Raw genomic sequence first — 14,154 nt, forward strand, 5'->3', positions numbered from 1 at the left:
CCGGCCGGAGGTCAGAACGTGTCGCCGCGGCAGAGCCGGATCCAGCGGTAGCCGTAGCCGGCGAGCTTCAGCGAGTCGAGCTTGCCCACCTCGCCGTACCGGCGGTCGGTGAGCACGTCCAGCGGCAGGTCCGCCTCGGCGGCGAGCATGCCCAGGTCGATCTCCACGTCGTCGGTGCCGAGGTTGTGCAGGAAGACCATCGTCCCGGTCGGGCCGTCGGCCCGGTGCGCCAGCACCCCGGCCGGCATCGGCACGTCGATGTGGGTGGTCGACCCGGAGCCGATCTCCGGGGCCTCACGCAGCGTCCGGATCATCCGCTCGAACCACGACAGCAGCGAGCGCGGGTCACCGCGCTGGGCGGTTACGTTGACCTTCTCGTACGAGTAGTCGCCCGCGTCGATCACAGGACGGACCAGCTTCTCCGGGTCCGCCGTGGAGAAGCCGGCGTTCGGCTTGAACGACCACTGCATCGGGGTACGGATCGCCTCCCGCCCCGGCAGCGACAGGTCCTCGCCCATGCCGATCTCCTCGCCGTAGCGCAGCACCGGCGTGCCGCGCAGCGAGAACTGGAGCGCGTACGCCAGCTCGACGCGACGGCGGTCGTTGCCGAGCATCGGGGCGAGCCGGCGGCGGATGCCCCGGTCGTAGATGCGCATGTGCTCCTCGGGGCCGAACTCGGCGTACACCTGGTCGCGCTGCGCGGCGGTGAGCCGCGACAGGTCGATCTCGTCGTGGTTGCGCAGGAAGGTGGCCCACTGGCCGCCGGTGGGCAGCGTCGGGGTGTCGCGCAGCGCCTCGATGACCGGCTCCGGGTCCCGCCGGGCCAGGGCGAGCATGAGCCGGCCGTTGAGCATGAAGTCGAACAGCATGTGGATCCGGTTGCCGGAGCCGCTGCCGTCGCCGAAGAAGGTGGGCAGCTCGTCGGGCTCCACGTTGGCCTCGGCGAGCAGGACGGCGTCGCCCCGGCGCCACTGGACGTGCTGGCGCAGCTCGGTGAGGAACTCGAAGTCCTTCGGGGAGTCGGGGTTGCCCGGCTCGGTCAGCTCGATGATGAACGGGACGGCGTCCATCCGGAAGCCGGAGACGCCGAGCTGGAGCCAGAACGAGACGATCTTCTTGACCTCGGCGCGCACCTTCGGATTCGCGAAGTTGAGGTCCGGTTGGTACTTGTAGAACCGGTGGTAGTACCACGCCTTCGCCGTCCGGTCGTACGTCCACGTCTCCTTCTGCTCGCCCGGGAAGACCATGCCCTGGTGCCGGTCGGCGGGCTCGTGGTCGGCCCAGACGAACCAGTCGCGGTAGGGCGAGTCGGGCGACGACCGGGCGGACTGGAACCACGGGTGCTGGTCGGAGGTGTGGTTGACCACCAGGTCGATGATGACGCGGATGCCCCGGTTCTGCGCCTGGTGCAGCAGCTCGGCGAAGTCGCCGAGGGTGCCGAAGCGCGGGTCCACGTTGTAGAAGTCGGTGACGTCGTAGCCGTCGTCCCGGTTGGGCGACGGGTGGATCGGGTGCAGCCACAGGCAGGTCACCCCGAGCCGGGCCAGGTAGTCCAGCCGGCCGATGAGGCCCCGGATGTCGCCGACCCCGTCGCCGTCGGAGTCCGCGTACGTGTCGATGTCGAGGCAGTAGACGACGGCCTCGGAATACCACCTGTCACCCATGCCGGCGTACCTTCTCCGATTCGGCCCGCCGGCAAACGCGAACGCCGCCCGCGTCGGGCGGACGGTAGCGTTTCCGGCATGAGCAGCGGATCGGGTACCGGGTTGCGCGACGTCGACTGGGCGCAGGGCGAGTGGCTGCACCGGCCGGTGCGGGCCGAGCCGACGCCCGACGGCGGGCTGGTCGTCGAGCCGGGCGCGGGCAGCGACTTCTGGCGGCACACCAGCTACGGCTTCGTGCACGACGACGGCCCGGCCCTGCTCGCCCCGCTGCCGTCCGGCAGCGCCGTGGAGGTCGACTTCCGGCTCGACTTCACCGAGCAGTTCGACCAGGCGGGCGTGCTGGTCCGGGTGGACGAGCGCAACTGGGTCAAGGCCGGCGTGGAGGTCAGCGACGGCGACCCGCAGGTCGGCGCGGTGGTCACCCGGGAGGTCTCCGACTGGTCGGTGGCCCCGGTGCCGCAGTGGTCGGGGCGGACGGTCAGCGTGCGGGTGAGCCGGGCCGGCGACGCGCTGACCGTGCGGGCCCGCGCGGGCGACGAGCCGTGGCGGCTGGTCCGGGTGGCCCCGCTCGCGCCGGACGCCGAGGCGACGGCCGGGCCGTTCTGCTGCTCGCCGACGCGGGGCGGACTGGCCGTGACGTTCACCGGCTGGCGGCGGGGCCCGGCGGACGCCGCCCTGCACTGAGTCCCTCGGGTGGGCCCGGTCACCGGGGGGGTGTGATCGCCCGCAGACTGGGTAACACCTCCCGATCCCCCCGGCGGCCCCACCCAGGTCCGCTCCCGCGGCTCCACGGAAGGACACCCATGGCCCTCGCCCAGGACGTCGAACCGTCGCAGTTCACCGGGCTGACCGGGTGGGTGGCCGACGTCATCGGGACGCTCGGCGCGGTCGGGGTGGCCCTGCTGGTGGCCCTGGAGAGCATCATCCCGCCGATCCCCAGCGAGATCGTGCTGGCCATGGCCGGCTACCTCGCCTCGCAGGGCCAGTTCAACGTGGTGCTGATCGTCGTCGCCGCGACGGTCGGCTCGCTGCTCGGGGCGCTGGTGCTCTACTGGCTCGGCGCGGCCCTGGGCGAGGAGCGGTTGAAGCGGTGGCTGGACCACATCCCGCTGGTCGACCGCGACGACCTGGAGAAGGCCGACCGCTGGTTCGAACGGCACGGCCGGTGGGCGGTGCTGATCGGCCGGGTGGTCCCGGTGGTCCGCAGCCTGGTGTCGGTCCCGGCCGGGGCGAACCGGATGCCGCTGGGCGAGTTCGTGCTGCTGACCACGCTGGGCAGCGGGGTGTGGAACGCGCTGATCGTGGGGGCCGGCTTCGCGCTCGGGTCGCGTTGGGAAGAGGTGGACCGCTACAGCAGCTGGTTCAACTACGCGATCTTCGCCGTCTTCGGGGTGATGGTCGTGAGCTGGGCGGCGAAAAAGGTGCGCCGCCGCCGCGCGCGGCGCGACCGGCAGTCGGTGACCGCCGGCCGCTGACCGCGCACGGGCCCGCGCGTGCCGTCCCGGCTCAGTACCGGGCGGCTCAGTACCGGGCCGTGATGTTCGTGAACTCCCAGGTGTTCTGGGCGATGCCGGAGCAGTTGGCGACCACTCCCCCGCCGGGGCACGGCCGGTCGCGGTTGACCGACCAGAAGGTGAACCGGGACAGGCCGCGGGCCTTCGCCCAGTCGCGGATCTGCGTCCAGGTGGCCGGGGAGGTCAGCTCCTGCTGGTCGGACAGCCCGTTCATGCCGGAGATGCCCATGTGCGCGTACGCGGTGGCGTCGGACCAGCCGACCGCGTTCTTCAGCGCGGTCTTCAGCCCCTCGGCGGCGTTGACGGTGTTCTGGTAAATGTTCGCGCCGCCGCCGAAGTCGAACGGCATGATCGTGAACGTGTCGATGTTCGCCCCGAGCGCGGCGGCCTGGTTGATCAGCCGGGTGCCGTAGTACGACGGGCCGGTGGTCGAGGTGCCGAACGTGACGATCGTCCTGATCCCCGGGTTGTTCTGCTTGACGATGGTGAACCACCTGACGCCGGTCGCGCCCATGACCGTCGCCGGTGCGGGCGGGTCGCCCCAGCCCGGGTAGAGGTACGGCGCGGCAGCCATCGGCCCGTTCCCGCCCGTGCAGCCGGAGGTGGTGGCGGACACGGCCGCCGACTTCGCCGACTCACCCGAGGAGTTGTACGCCGCGACGGTGTAGCTGTGCGCGGAGCAGGTGGCCAGCCCGGAGACCGTCGCCGAGGTGCCGGTGACGGTGGCCCGCACGGCGCTGCCCTCGTACACCCGGTAGCCGGTCACGCCGGAGACGGCGTTCCAGGCCAGCGACACCGACGATGCGGTGGTGCCGGTGACCCGCAGCCCGCCCGGGGTGGCCGGGCCGGACGGGGTGCCGCCGCCGGTGCAGGAGCCGCCGTTGACGGTGCAGTTGGTCGGGTCGCCGGTGCCGGCGACGACGAAGCCGAACGAGGTGCTCGCCCCCGGGGCGAGGGTCCCGTTCCAGGACCGGTTGGTGAAGGTGTGCCGCTGGCCGGAGGAGGTCAGCAGCGCGTCCCAGTAGCTGCCGAGGGTGGTGCCCGCCGGCAGGTCGAAGGTGACCGCTCAGCCGGAGAGGGTGCTGGCCCCGCCGTTGGTGATCGTGTACTTGCCCTCCCAGCCGGTGCCCCAGTCGGCGGTCTTGACGAAGGTCGCGGTGGCCCCGGCGGCGAACGCCGGCAGGGCCACCCAGGCCGCCCCGACGGTCGCCGCGCACGCGGTCACCAGGGTCAAAATCAGTGCTCGGATACGCCTCATGCAGCCCTCCACGCCCGGACGGCATTCACATCCGTCAACGTTGGCGCTTATTATTAGGACTGTTAACTGTTCCTGTCCAGGGGCTGGCCGGCGGAAACCTGCGGGCGACGCAGCACCGCCTGTTCGAGGGCCGTCCACGCCGTCGTGGTGACCAGGTAGAGCACCGCCGCCAGCGGCACCACCAGCGCCACCACCACGGTCAGGTACGGCAGCAGCGGCAGCACCCGCCCGAGCACGGCCGGCACCGCCCCGTCGGCCGTGGCACCGCCGCCGGCCGTGCCCGCGCCCCCGGTCGTGGCGCCGCCGCCGGCCGTGCCCGCGCCCTCGGTCATGGTGCCGACGCCGGCCACAGTAGTGCCGTCCACAGTGGTGCCGCTCGGGGTGGTGCCGGCCGCCGCCGCGCGCCGGGCCCGCCGCGACGACCACCAGGCCAGCGCCACCAGCGCCGCCAGCAGCGCCCCGAACAGCGGGCCCGCCGCACCGGCCAGCCCGTCGGAGAGGTGCCAGCCCAGCGGCACCCCGGCCAGCCGCTCGGCCAACAGCCCGGCACCGGCGCCACCCTCACCCGTGCTGCCCTCGCCGGTGCTGAACAGCCGGTACATCACCAGGAAGAACGGGGCCTGGAGCAGCGCCGGCAGGCAGCCCGCGACGGGGCTCGCCCCGGCCGACCGGTACAACCCGAACAGCTCGCTCTGCAGGCGGGCGGGGTCGTCGGCGTACCGGCGTTGCAGGTCGCGGACCTGCGGGGCGAGGGCCGCGCGGCGCCGCTCCCCACGGACCTGGGCCAGGGTGAGCGGTGAGACCAGCAGGCGGACGGCGATCGTGAACAGGACGATGGCGGCGGCCGTGGCGGCCCCGCCGGTCAGCGGCTGTAGGGTGCCGGCGAGCCAGGTGACGGTGTCGGCGGCGACGCCGACGGCGGCGTGCAGTGGTGCGAAGGCGAGCATGGTGACCCCTCGGTCCGGTTTCCGATGGTGTCCGGCCGGCCCGTGGCGGGCGCGGCGGGACGGACGACGTCTCGTGGTCCCGGCTGCGGACCCGGAGAGGGGCGCGGCGGGAGGGACCACGGCGGAACCGGCCGGGCGGCGACAGGGGACGACGGGCTGCCGCCCTGGTCCACCCGGCGGGCGGGCGGGGGCGGACGTGTCCGGGGGGGCGCTACCCGGCCGAGAGGGCCGGGCCCGGCGCGCGGGGGCGGGGACGACCGGCGGCGTCCGGGTCGACCTGCCGGGGCACGCCCCGGCGGCGGGCGCGTTCGCGCAGGCCCGCGCCCCGGCCGACGCCCCGCCTCGGCGGGCCGGCCGCCGCGGAGGGCCGCCCGGCGAGCAGCACGGTGAGCAGCACGACGGCGGCGACGGCCGCCCCGGCGAGCAACTCGGCGGGGCGGTCCGCGAGCAGGGTCAGGTGGGTGAGCGCGTACGCCCACGCCCCCGTCACCGCCAGCAGCAGCCCCGTCACGCCGGCCAGGGTAGGAGGTGCCGTCCACCCGGCGAACATCTCCGGTGAGAGGGGTTCCCTTCTCTACCGAAAGCGTTAACAGGGGGCCCTTCCTTACACCCGACACGCGGGTGGGCGTTTCCCCTCGCCGACACGGTGGGTAATGCGCCGTCGACGTCGCGGCGCGGTACCGCGACCGGCACGGAACGGACGGTGAGTGCGATGAGCGGGTCAGTGGCCGAGCGGGAACGGGACGCCGCCCAGGGCGGGACCGACCTGCTCACCGTCGGCGTGGAGGAGGAGTTCCTGCTCGTCGACCCGCACACCGGCACCGCCGTGCCGGCCGTCGACCTGGTCATGGAGCAGGTGCCGGCGGAGTTGCGGGGGCAGGTGGAGCGGGAGTTCCAGACCAGCCAGATCGAGATCGGCAGCCCGCCGGGGCTGGAGCTGTCGTCGATCCGGCACTCCCTCGGGGTGCTGCGCCGGGCGCTGGCCGACGCCGCCGAGCGCGCCGGCGTACGGGTGCTGGCGATCGGCACGGGCCCGGTCGAGGGGCCCGTGCCGCCGGTGGTCGACAAGCCCCGCTTCGACCGGATGATCGAGAGGTTCCGGCTGCTGGTGCCGGGGCCCGGCAACAACGGCATGCACGTGCACGTCGGGGTGCCGGACGCGGAGACCGGGGTGCAGGTGCTCAACCATGTCCGGCCCTGGCTGCCGATCCTGCACGCGGCCACCGCGAACTCGCCGTTCTCCGCCGGGGTGGACACCGGCTACGCGAGCTGGCGTTCGGTGGAGTGGGAACGCTGGCCGTCGGTGGCGCCGACGCCGTACCTGGAGTCGCACGAGCACTACGAGCGGCTGATCCGGCAGCTCATCGCCAGCGGGGTGATGCTCGACGAGGGGATGCTCTACTGGTATGCCCGGCTGTCGGCGAAGTATCCGACGGTGGAGCTGCGCATCGGCGACGTCTGCCCCTCGGTGGACGACGCGGTGCTGATCGCCGCCCTGGTCCGGGCCCTGGTGGCGACCGCGATGACCGACATCGCCGAGGGCCGGCCGCCCATCCGCACCGACCACCACCTGCTGGTGGCCGCGCACTGGCGGGCCGCCCACGACGGCCTGGAGGGTGCGGGCGTCGACCTGACCGACGGCGAGCTGCGCCCCGCGTGGGAGCTGCTGGACGCCCTCGTCGAGCGGCTCGCCCCCGCGCTGGAGCGACACGGCGACCTGGCCGAGGTGACCGACCTGCTGGGCGGGCTGCGCCGGCACGGCACCGGGGCGGCGCGGCAGCGGGCCGTCTTCGCGCGCACCGGCAGCCTGGTCGACGTGGCGCGGGACGTGGCCCGGCAGACCCGTGGCTGAGCGTGGCGGCCGGGCTCCCGCACCGGGCCGGGACGGACGCCCGCACCGCCGGGACCGGCCCGGGGCGGGGCGCGACGTGACAGGATGGTCGTCGTGGCGCAACGGCTGATCGTCGTCGGCGGGGACGCCGCCGGCATGGCGGCGGCCTCCCAGGCGCGCCGCCGCCGCGACCGGTCCGACCTGGAGATCGTGGCGTTCGAGCGGGGGCACTTCACGTCGTACTCGGCGTGCGGCATCCCGTACTGGATCAGCGGGGTGGTCCCGGAGCGGGACCAGCTCATCGCCCGCGACCCGGCGACCTTCCGCGCCGACTTCGACATCGACGTCCGGCTGCGGCACGAGGTCACCGCGATCGACCTGGCCCGCCGGGAGGTCGTCGCCCGCGACCTCGACGGCGGCGGCGAGGTCCGCGAGCCCTTCGACGAGCTGGTGTACGCCACCGGGGCGGTGCCGAAGCGACCCGACTGGGCCGACCCCGAGGTGCGGGGCGTCTTCGGCGTGCAGACCCTCGACGACGCCTCGGCGCTGCGCGCGTGGCTGGACGCCGAGCCCGCGCCGCGCCGCGCGGTGGTGGTGGGCGGCGGCTACATCGGGGTGGAGATGGCCGAGGCGCTGATCCAGCGCGGCCTGTCGGTCACCCTCGTCGAGCAGGCCGACCAGCCGATGGCGACCGTCGACCCCGACATGGCGGCGCTGGTCGCCGACGCGATGCGCGGCATCGGCATCGACATCCGCACCGGCGTCGAGGTGACCGGGCTCGACGGCCGGGCCGGGCGGGTGTCCGCGGTGGTCACCGCCGACGGGCCGCTGCCGGCCGACGTCGTGGTCCTGGGCCTGGGGGTACGCCCCGACACCGCCCTCGCCGAGGCCGCCGGCCTGCCCGTCGGCCTCTCCGGGGGGATCCGGGTGGACCGGCGGATGCGGGTGCCCGGGGTGCCGGGGGTGTGGGCGGCGGGCGACTGCGTCGAGACCCTGCACCGGGTCAGCGGGCTGCCCGTGCACGTGCCGCTGGGCACCCACGCCAACAAGCAGGGCCGGGTCGCGGGGATCAACCTCGGCGGCGGGTACGCCACCTTCCCCGGCGTCATCGGCACGGCCGTGACGAAGGTCTGCGAGCTGGAGGTGGGGCGCACCGGCCTGCGCGAGCGGGACGCCGCGGCCAGCGGGTTCGAGTTCGTGTCGGTGCGGGCCGAGTCGACGAACCGGGCCGGCTACTACCCGGGGGCGCGGACGATGACGGTGAAGCTGATCGCCGAGCGGTCCAGCGGGCGGCTGCTCGGGGCGCAGATCGTCGGCTGGTCCGAGGCGGCGAAGCGGATCGACACGCTGGCCGTGGCGCTGTGGAACGAGATGACGGTGGACGAGATGACCGCCCTCGACCTCGGCTACGCCCCGCCGTACGCGCCGGTGTGGGACCCGGTGCTGATCGCGGCCCGCAAGGCGGTCGACGCCCTGCACCAGGGGTAAGTGTCGGGGGGCGCGGTTAGCGTGTGGGCGCAGCCGTGGTGCCGGGTCCGGCGCCCCACCCTCTCGAAAGGCATCACCATGTCGCAGGAGACGACCTACCTCGAACTGTCTGAAGTGGACGGTGCGGCGCACAAGTTCTACGAGGTGGTGGTGGACGACACCGCGCTGACGCTGCGCTACGGCCGGATCGGCGACCAGGGTCAGGTGAAGACCACGTCCTACCCGGACAACGCGCGCGCCCGCGCCGCCGCCGCGAAGAAGATCGGCGAGAAGGTCCGCAAGGGGTACGCCCCGGCGGTGCCCGGCGTCCGCCAGAAGCGGCCCGTGTCGCGGCGGCAGATCGTCAGCACCCGCTCGACGGCCCGCACCGCCCCCGTGCTGTGGCGGTACGCCTCGGGCGCGCCCGCGTTCGGCATCTTCGTCGACGGGCAGCACTGCATGGTCGGCAACGAGCACGGGGTGATCACCACCCTCGACCACGACGCCCGGGTGCTCGACCAGGTCCGCCTGCCCGACGGGGTGAAGTGCATCGTCGCCGACGACGCCTGGCTCTACGCGGGCTGCGACGACGGCAACGTCTACGACCTGTCGGGCAAGGTGCCCCGGGTGGCGTACGCGATCGCCCCCGACATCGACATCTACTGGCTGGACATCCACGACGGGGTGCTGGGCGTCGCCGACGCCGACGGCGGCATCGCCGCGATCGACCACGAGGACGAGTTCCTGTGGCGGCGACCCGGGCGCGGCCGGGCGGCGTGGATGGTGCGCTGCGACGCCGACGCGCTCTACCACGGCCACTCGCAGGGGGTCACCGGCTACGACTGGCGCACCGGCCGGGAGCTGTGGCACACCCGCACCGGGTCGGTGCTGTTCGGCTGGCAGGAGCGCGACGCCGTGTTCGCCGGCACCGGCACCCGCGAGGTGGTGCGGCTGCGCAAGGACGGGCGGGCCGAGCAGATCTACCGCTGCGACGCCCCGGTCTTCTCGTGCGCCACCGCCGAGGACGGCCGGTACGTCTTCGCCGGCGACAACCAGTCGTCGATCTACTGCTTCGACGCGGCCGGCAACCGGCTGTGGAAGCTCGGCACCGGCTGCGGCTCGGCCTACTCGATGCAGTTCCACGACGACCGGCTCTACGTGGTCACCACCAGCGGCTATCTGGCCTGCGTCGACGCCAGCGAGCCGGCGATCCGGGCCGCCGAGGCGGGCACGGTGCCGGAGGTGGTGGACGTCAAGGCCCCCGCCCGGCAGCCCGAGCCGGCGGCGTGGACCACCGTGGAGGTGGTCACCGACGACCGGGGCGGCGTGGTGGTGCAGTGCGTCGACGACGGCGGCCGGCTGCGCGTCCACGTGCTCTCCGACGGCTACCGACGGGACTGGTCGGTGCAGTTCCCCAAGGGCATCCGCGAGCCGGGCGCGCGCTACCTGGTCACCGAGGTCCGCGAGGCGGGCCGGGGCGGCTTCTACCGGGCGTACGGCGACATCCGCCGGCTGCGCTGAGCGGTCCCCGGTGCGCAGCGGCGGTGGGGAAGGATGGTCCGATGGAGACGGAGCTGGAGATCCCCGAGCGGCTGAGCTGGTTGCGGCGGACGCCCTTCGGCCGGGCCTGGCTGGCGGCGCTGCCGGGCCGGCTCGCCGACTGCGTCGAGCAGTGGGGGCTGCGGCTCACCGGCCCGCCCTTCCCGTACGCGTTCGCCTCCCTGGCGCGGCCGGTCGAGCTGCCCGACGGCACCCGGGCGGTGCTCAAGCTGCAGCTTCCCGACGCCGACAGCGTGCACGAGGCCACGGCCCTGGCGTGCTGGGCGGGCGACGGGGCGGCCCGGCTGCTGGCCCACGACCCGGGTCGGCGGGCGCTGCTGGTGGAGCGCTGCGACCCGGGCACGCAGCTGCACGCCGTCGGTCGGGACGGAGCGCCGCAGGTGACGCTCGACGAGGCGCTGGACGTCGTCGCCGGGCTGCTGCCCCGGCTGTGGCGACCCGTCGGCACGCCGTTCACGCCGCTGGCCGAGGAGGCGGCGGGCTGGTCGGAGCAGTTGCCGGTGCGCTGGGAGCGGCTCGGCCGGCCGTTCGAGCGCCGGCTGCTCGACGCCGCGCTCGGCCGGCTCGCCGAGCTGGTCGACACGCAGGGCGAGCAGGTGCTGGTCAACCAGGACCTGCACGCCGGCAACATCCTGCGGGCCACCCGCGAGCCGTGGCTGGTGATCGACCCGAAACCGCTGGCCGGGGAGCGCGAGTTCGGCGTGGTGGCGATCGTCCGGGGCCAGGAGCTGGGCCACTCCCCGGCGGCGGTGCGGCGGCGACTGGACAAACTGACCGGCGAGCTGGGCCTGGACCGCGAGCGGGTGCTGGGCTGGGCGATCGGGCACACGCTGGCCTGGAGCATGACCGATGACGTCGTGTTCACCGAGCACGCCGAGATCGTCCGCTGGCTGCTCGACCTCGCCTGAGCGGCGGCGGGTCAGGCCTGACCGGGCTGGCAGGTGGGGCACCAGTAGAGGTTGCGGCCCGCCAGCTCGCCCCGGCGCACCTCGTCGCCGCAGACGTGACACGGCTGGCCGGGGCGGCGGTAGACGTAGACCTCGCCGCCGTGCCGGTCCACCCGGGGCGCGCGGCCGGTGGCCTCCGGCAGGTGGGCGTCCCGCACGGTGTCGATCCGGCCCGCCTCGACGGCCCGGGTCATCAGGTGCACCAGGTCCGCCCACAGCTCCCGCCACCGGGCCGGGGGCAGCTCCCGGCCGGGCAGCAGCGGCGACAGGCCCGCCCGGAACAACGCCTCCGTGACGAAGATCAGGCCGGTGCCGGCCACCACCGACTGGTCGAGCAGCAGCGCCGCGAGCGGGGTCGCGCTGCGGGAGATCCGGGCGTACGCGCGGGCCGGGTCGGCGTCGGCGCGCAGCGGGTCGGGGCCGAGGCGGTCGCGCAGCGCCGCCGCCTCGGGCGGGGTGAGCAGCTCGCAGGCGTTCGGGCCACGCAGGTCCAGCCAGTGCCCGTGGTGCGACACCGCCGGCCCGGAGCGCGTACGCGAACCGTCGCCGGTCAGCCGCAGCCGCACCTGACCGACGGGCGGCGGGGGCTCGCCCGACCCGTCGGCGAACTTGCCGTACAGGCCGAGGTGCACGTGCAGGGTCAGCCCGTTCGCGTGGTGGTGCAGCAGGTGCTTGCCGTACGCCTCGGTGCCCTCCAGGACGGTGCCGGAGAGCAGGGCCGCGCCGTCGGCGAAGCGGCCCTGCGGGCTGGTGGCCCGCACCTCGGCCCCGGCGAACAGCTCGGCGTGCCGGGCGGCGAGGCGGTGGATGGTGTGTCCCTCTGGCACGGCCGCCAAGCATAGTCAGCAGTGGGGTCAGCGGCCCTCGGTGACGTACGTCCCGCGCTGCGGCATGGTCATGACCAGCCCGCGCTCGCGCAGCAGGGCGATCGCGGCACGGACCGTGCCTCGTGCCACGCCGTACTCCTGCTGGAGCCGGAGCTCGCTCGGCAGCGGCTTGAGCGGCTGCAACTCCCGCGCCCTGCACCAACCCCGCGCAGGCCGATACGGCCGGCTGCCGCCCCGAGGCCGGGCCAAGGTGACCGCCGTGCTGACATGCCGGTCGGACGCGCGGCAGGCCGCCGCTGACCACCTGGACCCACGCACACGCAGCCGAAGCAGATCTTGGTGAGTTTCGGCCCCCAGAGGGGCCATTTTCTCACCAAGATCTCGGCGCTACGGCGGACGCGGCGGGGGCGGCGCGCCCCGATCGGGTGAACCGGGTGTCGCCGGATCGGCGGCTGGGTATCTCGGTGGCGTTACCGCGTGGCTGCCACCGGCGCTTCCGAGGTCTCCACGCGTTCATCAGGAGGTGATGAGGTGAAGATTCCTTCGCTGTTGTCCCGCCGGAACGAGCCGGCGACGACGTACGACAGCAACGGCGACGGCCGGGTCGACGAGCGCGACGGAGTTGTCGCGTCCGGCACCGACGGCCGCCCCGACGGGCAGCCGGTGGTCACCGACCGGGGCGGGGAGCAGACGACGTACCGCAGCAGCACGACCGCCACCGACGGCGAGCGGGCCTCCGACGTGGAGCGACGGGCCGCCGAGCGGGGGGCCCTGGCCCGGGCCGCCACCGCCCGCGCGGCCACCGCCCGCACCCCGGACGGCGAGCTGCGCCGCCCGGCCACCGCCGCGCCCACGGTGGACTCCCCGGACCCGGAGCGGGCCGCCGACCGGGAACGCGGTGCCTCCCGGACCCTGCCGGCGGCTCCCACGGCCGCACCGGCGACGGACCGCACCACCGAACGGCCGCTGCCGGCCGACCGGGACCGCACCACCGAACGGCCCCTGCCGGCCGACCGGGTCGACGCCGACGCCGAGACCCGGCGGGAGCCGGTGCCGGTGGTGGCCGGGCCGAAGCCGAGGGCCAGCCTGCTCGCCACCCTCGGCCTGGTCGTCGGCGTCGCCGGGCTGGCCGCCGTGCTGACCGGCACCCTCGCCGGGTACGGCATCGCGGTCGGCGCGCTGGGCGCGGTGCTGTCGGTGTTCGGCCTGCTCGCCACCCGCCGCCGGCACATCGCGGGCAAGACGGACGCGCTGCTGGGCATGGCCTTCGGCGTGGCCGCCGTGGTGCTCGGGGTGCTGGCGATGACCGGGCAGTTCGTCTGGCCCACCACGGACGGCGACTGGGTGCAGCGGCTGCGCGAGTGGCTCGACTCACAGTTTGTCGATCGCCTCTGACGGGCACATTGGACCCCGCCGGCGGTACGCCGGCACAGTTCGACCCGGCGGTGCGCCGGCCCTGATCGACCCGGTGGTGCACCGGGGATGCTCGACCCCGGCGGTGCGCCGGGACTGTGGGACCCGGTGGTGCACCGGGACTGTGCGACCCGGCGACTCGCCGGCAGCCCGACCACTCCGGTGGTTCACCGGCCGGGCACACCTTTTCGGGGGCGGCGATTCGCCGCCCCCGAAGCATGTCCGGCGAGCATGTCCGGGTGGCACCCCCGGGGCGGGCCCCGCCCCCGGTCCCCGCCTCAGTCCGGGTGGGCGACGCCCTCCCGGGCGTCGAGAAGCTCGTCCCAGTGCTCGCGGTTCCACGCGCAGACGGCCTCGATCGGGCCGAGCATGCTGCGGCCGAGCGCGGTGAGGGCGTACTCGACCCGGCGCGGCGGGCCGGGCTGCTCCGAGCGGCGCACCAGGCCGCTGGCCTCCAGCCGGCGCAGCGAGGCGGTGAGGGCCTTGGCGCTGACCCCGCGCAGGGGCACCCGCAGCTCGGAGAAGCGTCGGGGGCCGCCCTCCAGGCAGCGGATCACCATGCCGCCCCACTTGTCGCCGAACCGGAACGGCGACAGGTCCGACGGGCAGAGCGGGTCGAACATCTCCGGGTCCAGTGGCGTCGCCATGACACTCACCGTAATCGGTATCCGGGCGGTAACCGGCCCCCCGGCTAGCGTCGCTGCGAGGTCGCCGCGGGGCGACCGG

At 74.5% G+C, this 14,154-nt stretch carries 13 protein-coding genes and 1 pseudogene; 7 read left to right on the plus strand and 7 right to left on the minus strand.

Annotated features, from left to right (window positions below):
- Positions 1-11: 11 nt before the first annotated feature.
- Complete coding sequence (locus GA0070558_RS06595) at positions 12-1,664, minus strand: alpha-amylase family protein (RefSeq protein ID WP_091276851.1); 1,653 nt, start codon at positions 1,662-1,664, stop codon at positions 12-14.
- 78 nt (positions 1,665-1,742) lie between these two features.
- On the opposite strand from GA0070558_RS06595, the gene GA0070558_RS06600 reads away from it, so the two are divergent.
- Both GA0070558_RS06600 and GA0070558_RS06605 read left to right on the plus strand, forming a co-directional pair.
- Positions 1,743-2,348 (plus strand): DUF1349 domain-containing protein, encoded by a 606-nt coding sequence (locus GA0070558_RS06600; protein WP_091276854.1) that lies wholly within the window; start codon positions 1,743-1,745, stop codon positions 2,346-2,348.
- A 119-nt stretch (positions 2,349-2,467) separates the two neighbouring features.
- On the plus strand, positions 2,468-3,139 hold the full coding sequence (locus GA0070558_RS06605) for a DedA family protein (protein ID WP_091276858.1): 672 nt from the start codon (positions 2,468-2,470) through the stop codon (positions 3,137-3,139).
- Positions 3,140-3,185: 46 nt separating this feature from the next.
- Here GA0070558_RS06605 and GA0070558_RS06610 read toward each other — a convergent pair.
- The 3 genes and pseudogenes from GA0070558_RS06610 to GA0070558_RS06620 all read right to left on the minus strand — a co-directional run bounded on the left by GA0070558_RS06610 (position 3,186) and on the right by GA0070558_RS06620 (position 5,894).
- A pseudogene (locus tag GA0070558_RS06610) lies at positions 3,186-4,436 on the minus strand (cellulose binding domain-containing protein).
- 62 nt (positions 4,437-4,498) lie between these two features.
- Positions 4,499-5,383 (minus strand): YidC/Oxa1 family membrane protein insertase, encoded by an 885-nt coding sequence (locus tag GA0070558_RS06615; protein WP_091276861.1) that lies wholly within the window; start codon positions 5,381-5,383, stop codon positions 4,499-4,501.
- A gap of 211 nt (positions 5,384-5,594) precedes the next feature.
- Positions 5,595-5,894 (minus strand): DUF6412 domain-containing protein, encoded by a 300-nt coding sequence (locus GA0070558_RS06620; RefSeq protein ID WP_353900730.1) that lies wholly within the window; start codon positions 5,892-5,894, stop codon positions 5,595-5,597.
- A gap of 192 nt (positions 5,895-6,086) precedes the next feature.
- On the opposite strand from GA0070558_RS06620, the gene GA0070558_RS06625 reads away from it, so the two are divergent.
- The 4 genes from GA0070558_RS06625 to GA0070558_RS06640 all read left to right on the plus strand — a co-directional run bounded on the left by GA0070558_RS06625 (position 6,087) and on the right by GA0070558_RS06640 (position 11,149).
- Entirely contained in the window at positions 6,087-7,235 is a 1,149-nt protein-coding gene (locus GA0070558_RS06625; protein ID WP_091276864.1) for a carboxylate-amine ligase, read from the plus strand.
- A gap of 93 nt (positions 7,236-7,328) precedes the next feature.
- Positions 7,329-8,702 (plus strand): FAD-dependent oxidoreductase, encoded by a 1,374-nt coding sequence (locus GA0070558_RS06630; RefSeq protein ID WP_077938501.1) that lies wholly within the window; start codon positions 7,329-7,331, stop codon positions 8,700-8,702.
- A gap of 78 nt (positions 8,703-8,780) precedes the next feature.
- The gene (locus GA0070558_RS06635) at positions 8,781-10,202 is read left to right on the plus strand and encodes a WGR domain-containing protein (protein WP_091276867.1); all 1,422 of its coding nucleotides are present in this window, start codon (positions 8,781-8,783) and stop codon (positions 10,200-10,202) included.
- Between the two features lie 41 nt (positions 10,203-10,243).
- Positions 10,244-11,149: an aminoglycoside phosphotransferase family protein gene (locus tag GA0070558_RS06640; RefSeq protein ID WP_091276869.1), complete on the plus strand. Its 906-nt coding sequence runs from the start codon at positions 10,244-10,246 to the stop codon at positions 11,147-11,149.
- A gap of 11 nt (positions 11,150-11,160) precedes the next feature.
- Here the strand turns inward: GA0070558_RS06640 and GA0070558_RS06645 are convergent, their stop codons facing one another.
- Entirely contained in the window at positions 11,161-12,015 is an 855-nt protein-coding gene (locus GA0070558_RS06645; protein ID WP_091277178.1) for an Fpg/Nei family DNA glycosylase, read from the minus strand.
- 27 nt (positions 12,016-12,042) lie between these two features.
- The gene (locus GA0070558_RS34140) at positions 12,043-12,198 is read right to left on the minus strand and encodes a GntR family transcriptional regulator (RefSeq protein ID WP_256091792.1); all 156 of its coding nucleotides are present in this window, start codon (positions 12,196-12,198) and stop codon (positions 12,043-12,045) included.
- 348 nt (positions 12,199-12,546) lie between these two features.
- Here GA0070558_RS34140 and GA0070558_RS06655 point away from each other — a divergent pair, with 348 nt between their 5' ends.
- Positions 12,547-13,410 (plus strand): DMT family transporter, encoded by an 864-nt coding sequence (locus GA0070558_RS06655; protein ID WP_256091793.1) that lies wholly within the window; start codon positions 12,547-12,549, stop codon positions 13,408-13,410.
- 296 nt (positions 13,411-13,706) lie between these two features.
- On the opposite strand, the gene GA0070558_RS06660 is transcribed toward GA0070558_RS06655, so the two are convergent.
- Positions 13,707-14,075, minus strand: a complete 369-nt coding sequence (locus GA0070558_RS06660; RefSeq protein ID WP_043965966.1) for a winged helix-turn-helix transcriptional regulator — start codon at positions 14,073-14,075, stop codon at positions 13,707-13,709.
- Positions 14,076-14,154: the final 79 nt, after the last annotated feature.

The organism is Micromonospora haikouensis (genome assembly GCF_900091595.1).
GTDB lineage: Bacteria > Actinomycetota > Actinomycetes > Mycobacteriales > Micromonosporaceae > Micromonospora > Micromonospora haikouensis.

Bases quoted from the DNA above. Each gene is read 5' to 3' on its own strand.
- GA0070558_RS06615 (WP_091276861.1), bottom strand. From the start codon at position 5,383: ATGCTCGCCTTCGCACCACTGCACGCCGCCGTCGGCGTCGCCGCCGAC.
- GA0070558_RS06640 (WP_091276869.1), top strand. From the start codon at position 10,244: ATGGAGACGGAGCTGGAGATCCCCGAGCGGCTGAGCTGGTTGCGGCGG.
- GA0070558_RS06595 (WP_091276851.1), bottom strand. From the start codon at position 1,664: ATGGGTGACAGGTGGTATTCCGAGGCCGTCGTCTACTGCCTCGACATC.
- GA0070558_RS06600 (WP_091276854.1), top strand. From the start codon at position 1,743: ATGAGCAGCGGATCGGGTACCGGGTTGCGCGACGTCGACTGGGCGCAG.
- GA0070558_RS06605 (WP_091276858.1), top strand. From the start codon at position 2,468: ATGGCCCTCGCCCAGGACGTCGAACCGTCGCAGTTCACCGGGCTGACC.
- GA0070558_RS06635 (WP_091276867.1), top strand. From the start codon at position 8,781: ATGTCGCAGGAGACGACCTACCTCGAACTGTCTGAAGTGGACGGTGCG.
- GA0070558_RS06660 (WP_043965966.1), bottom strand. From the start codon at position 14,075: ATGGCGACGCCACTGGACCCGGAGATGTTCGACCCGCTCTGCCCGTCG.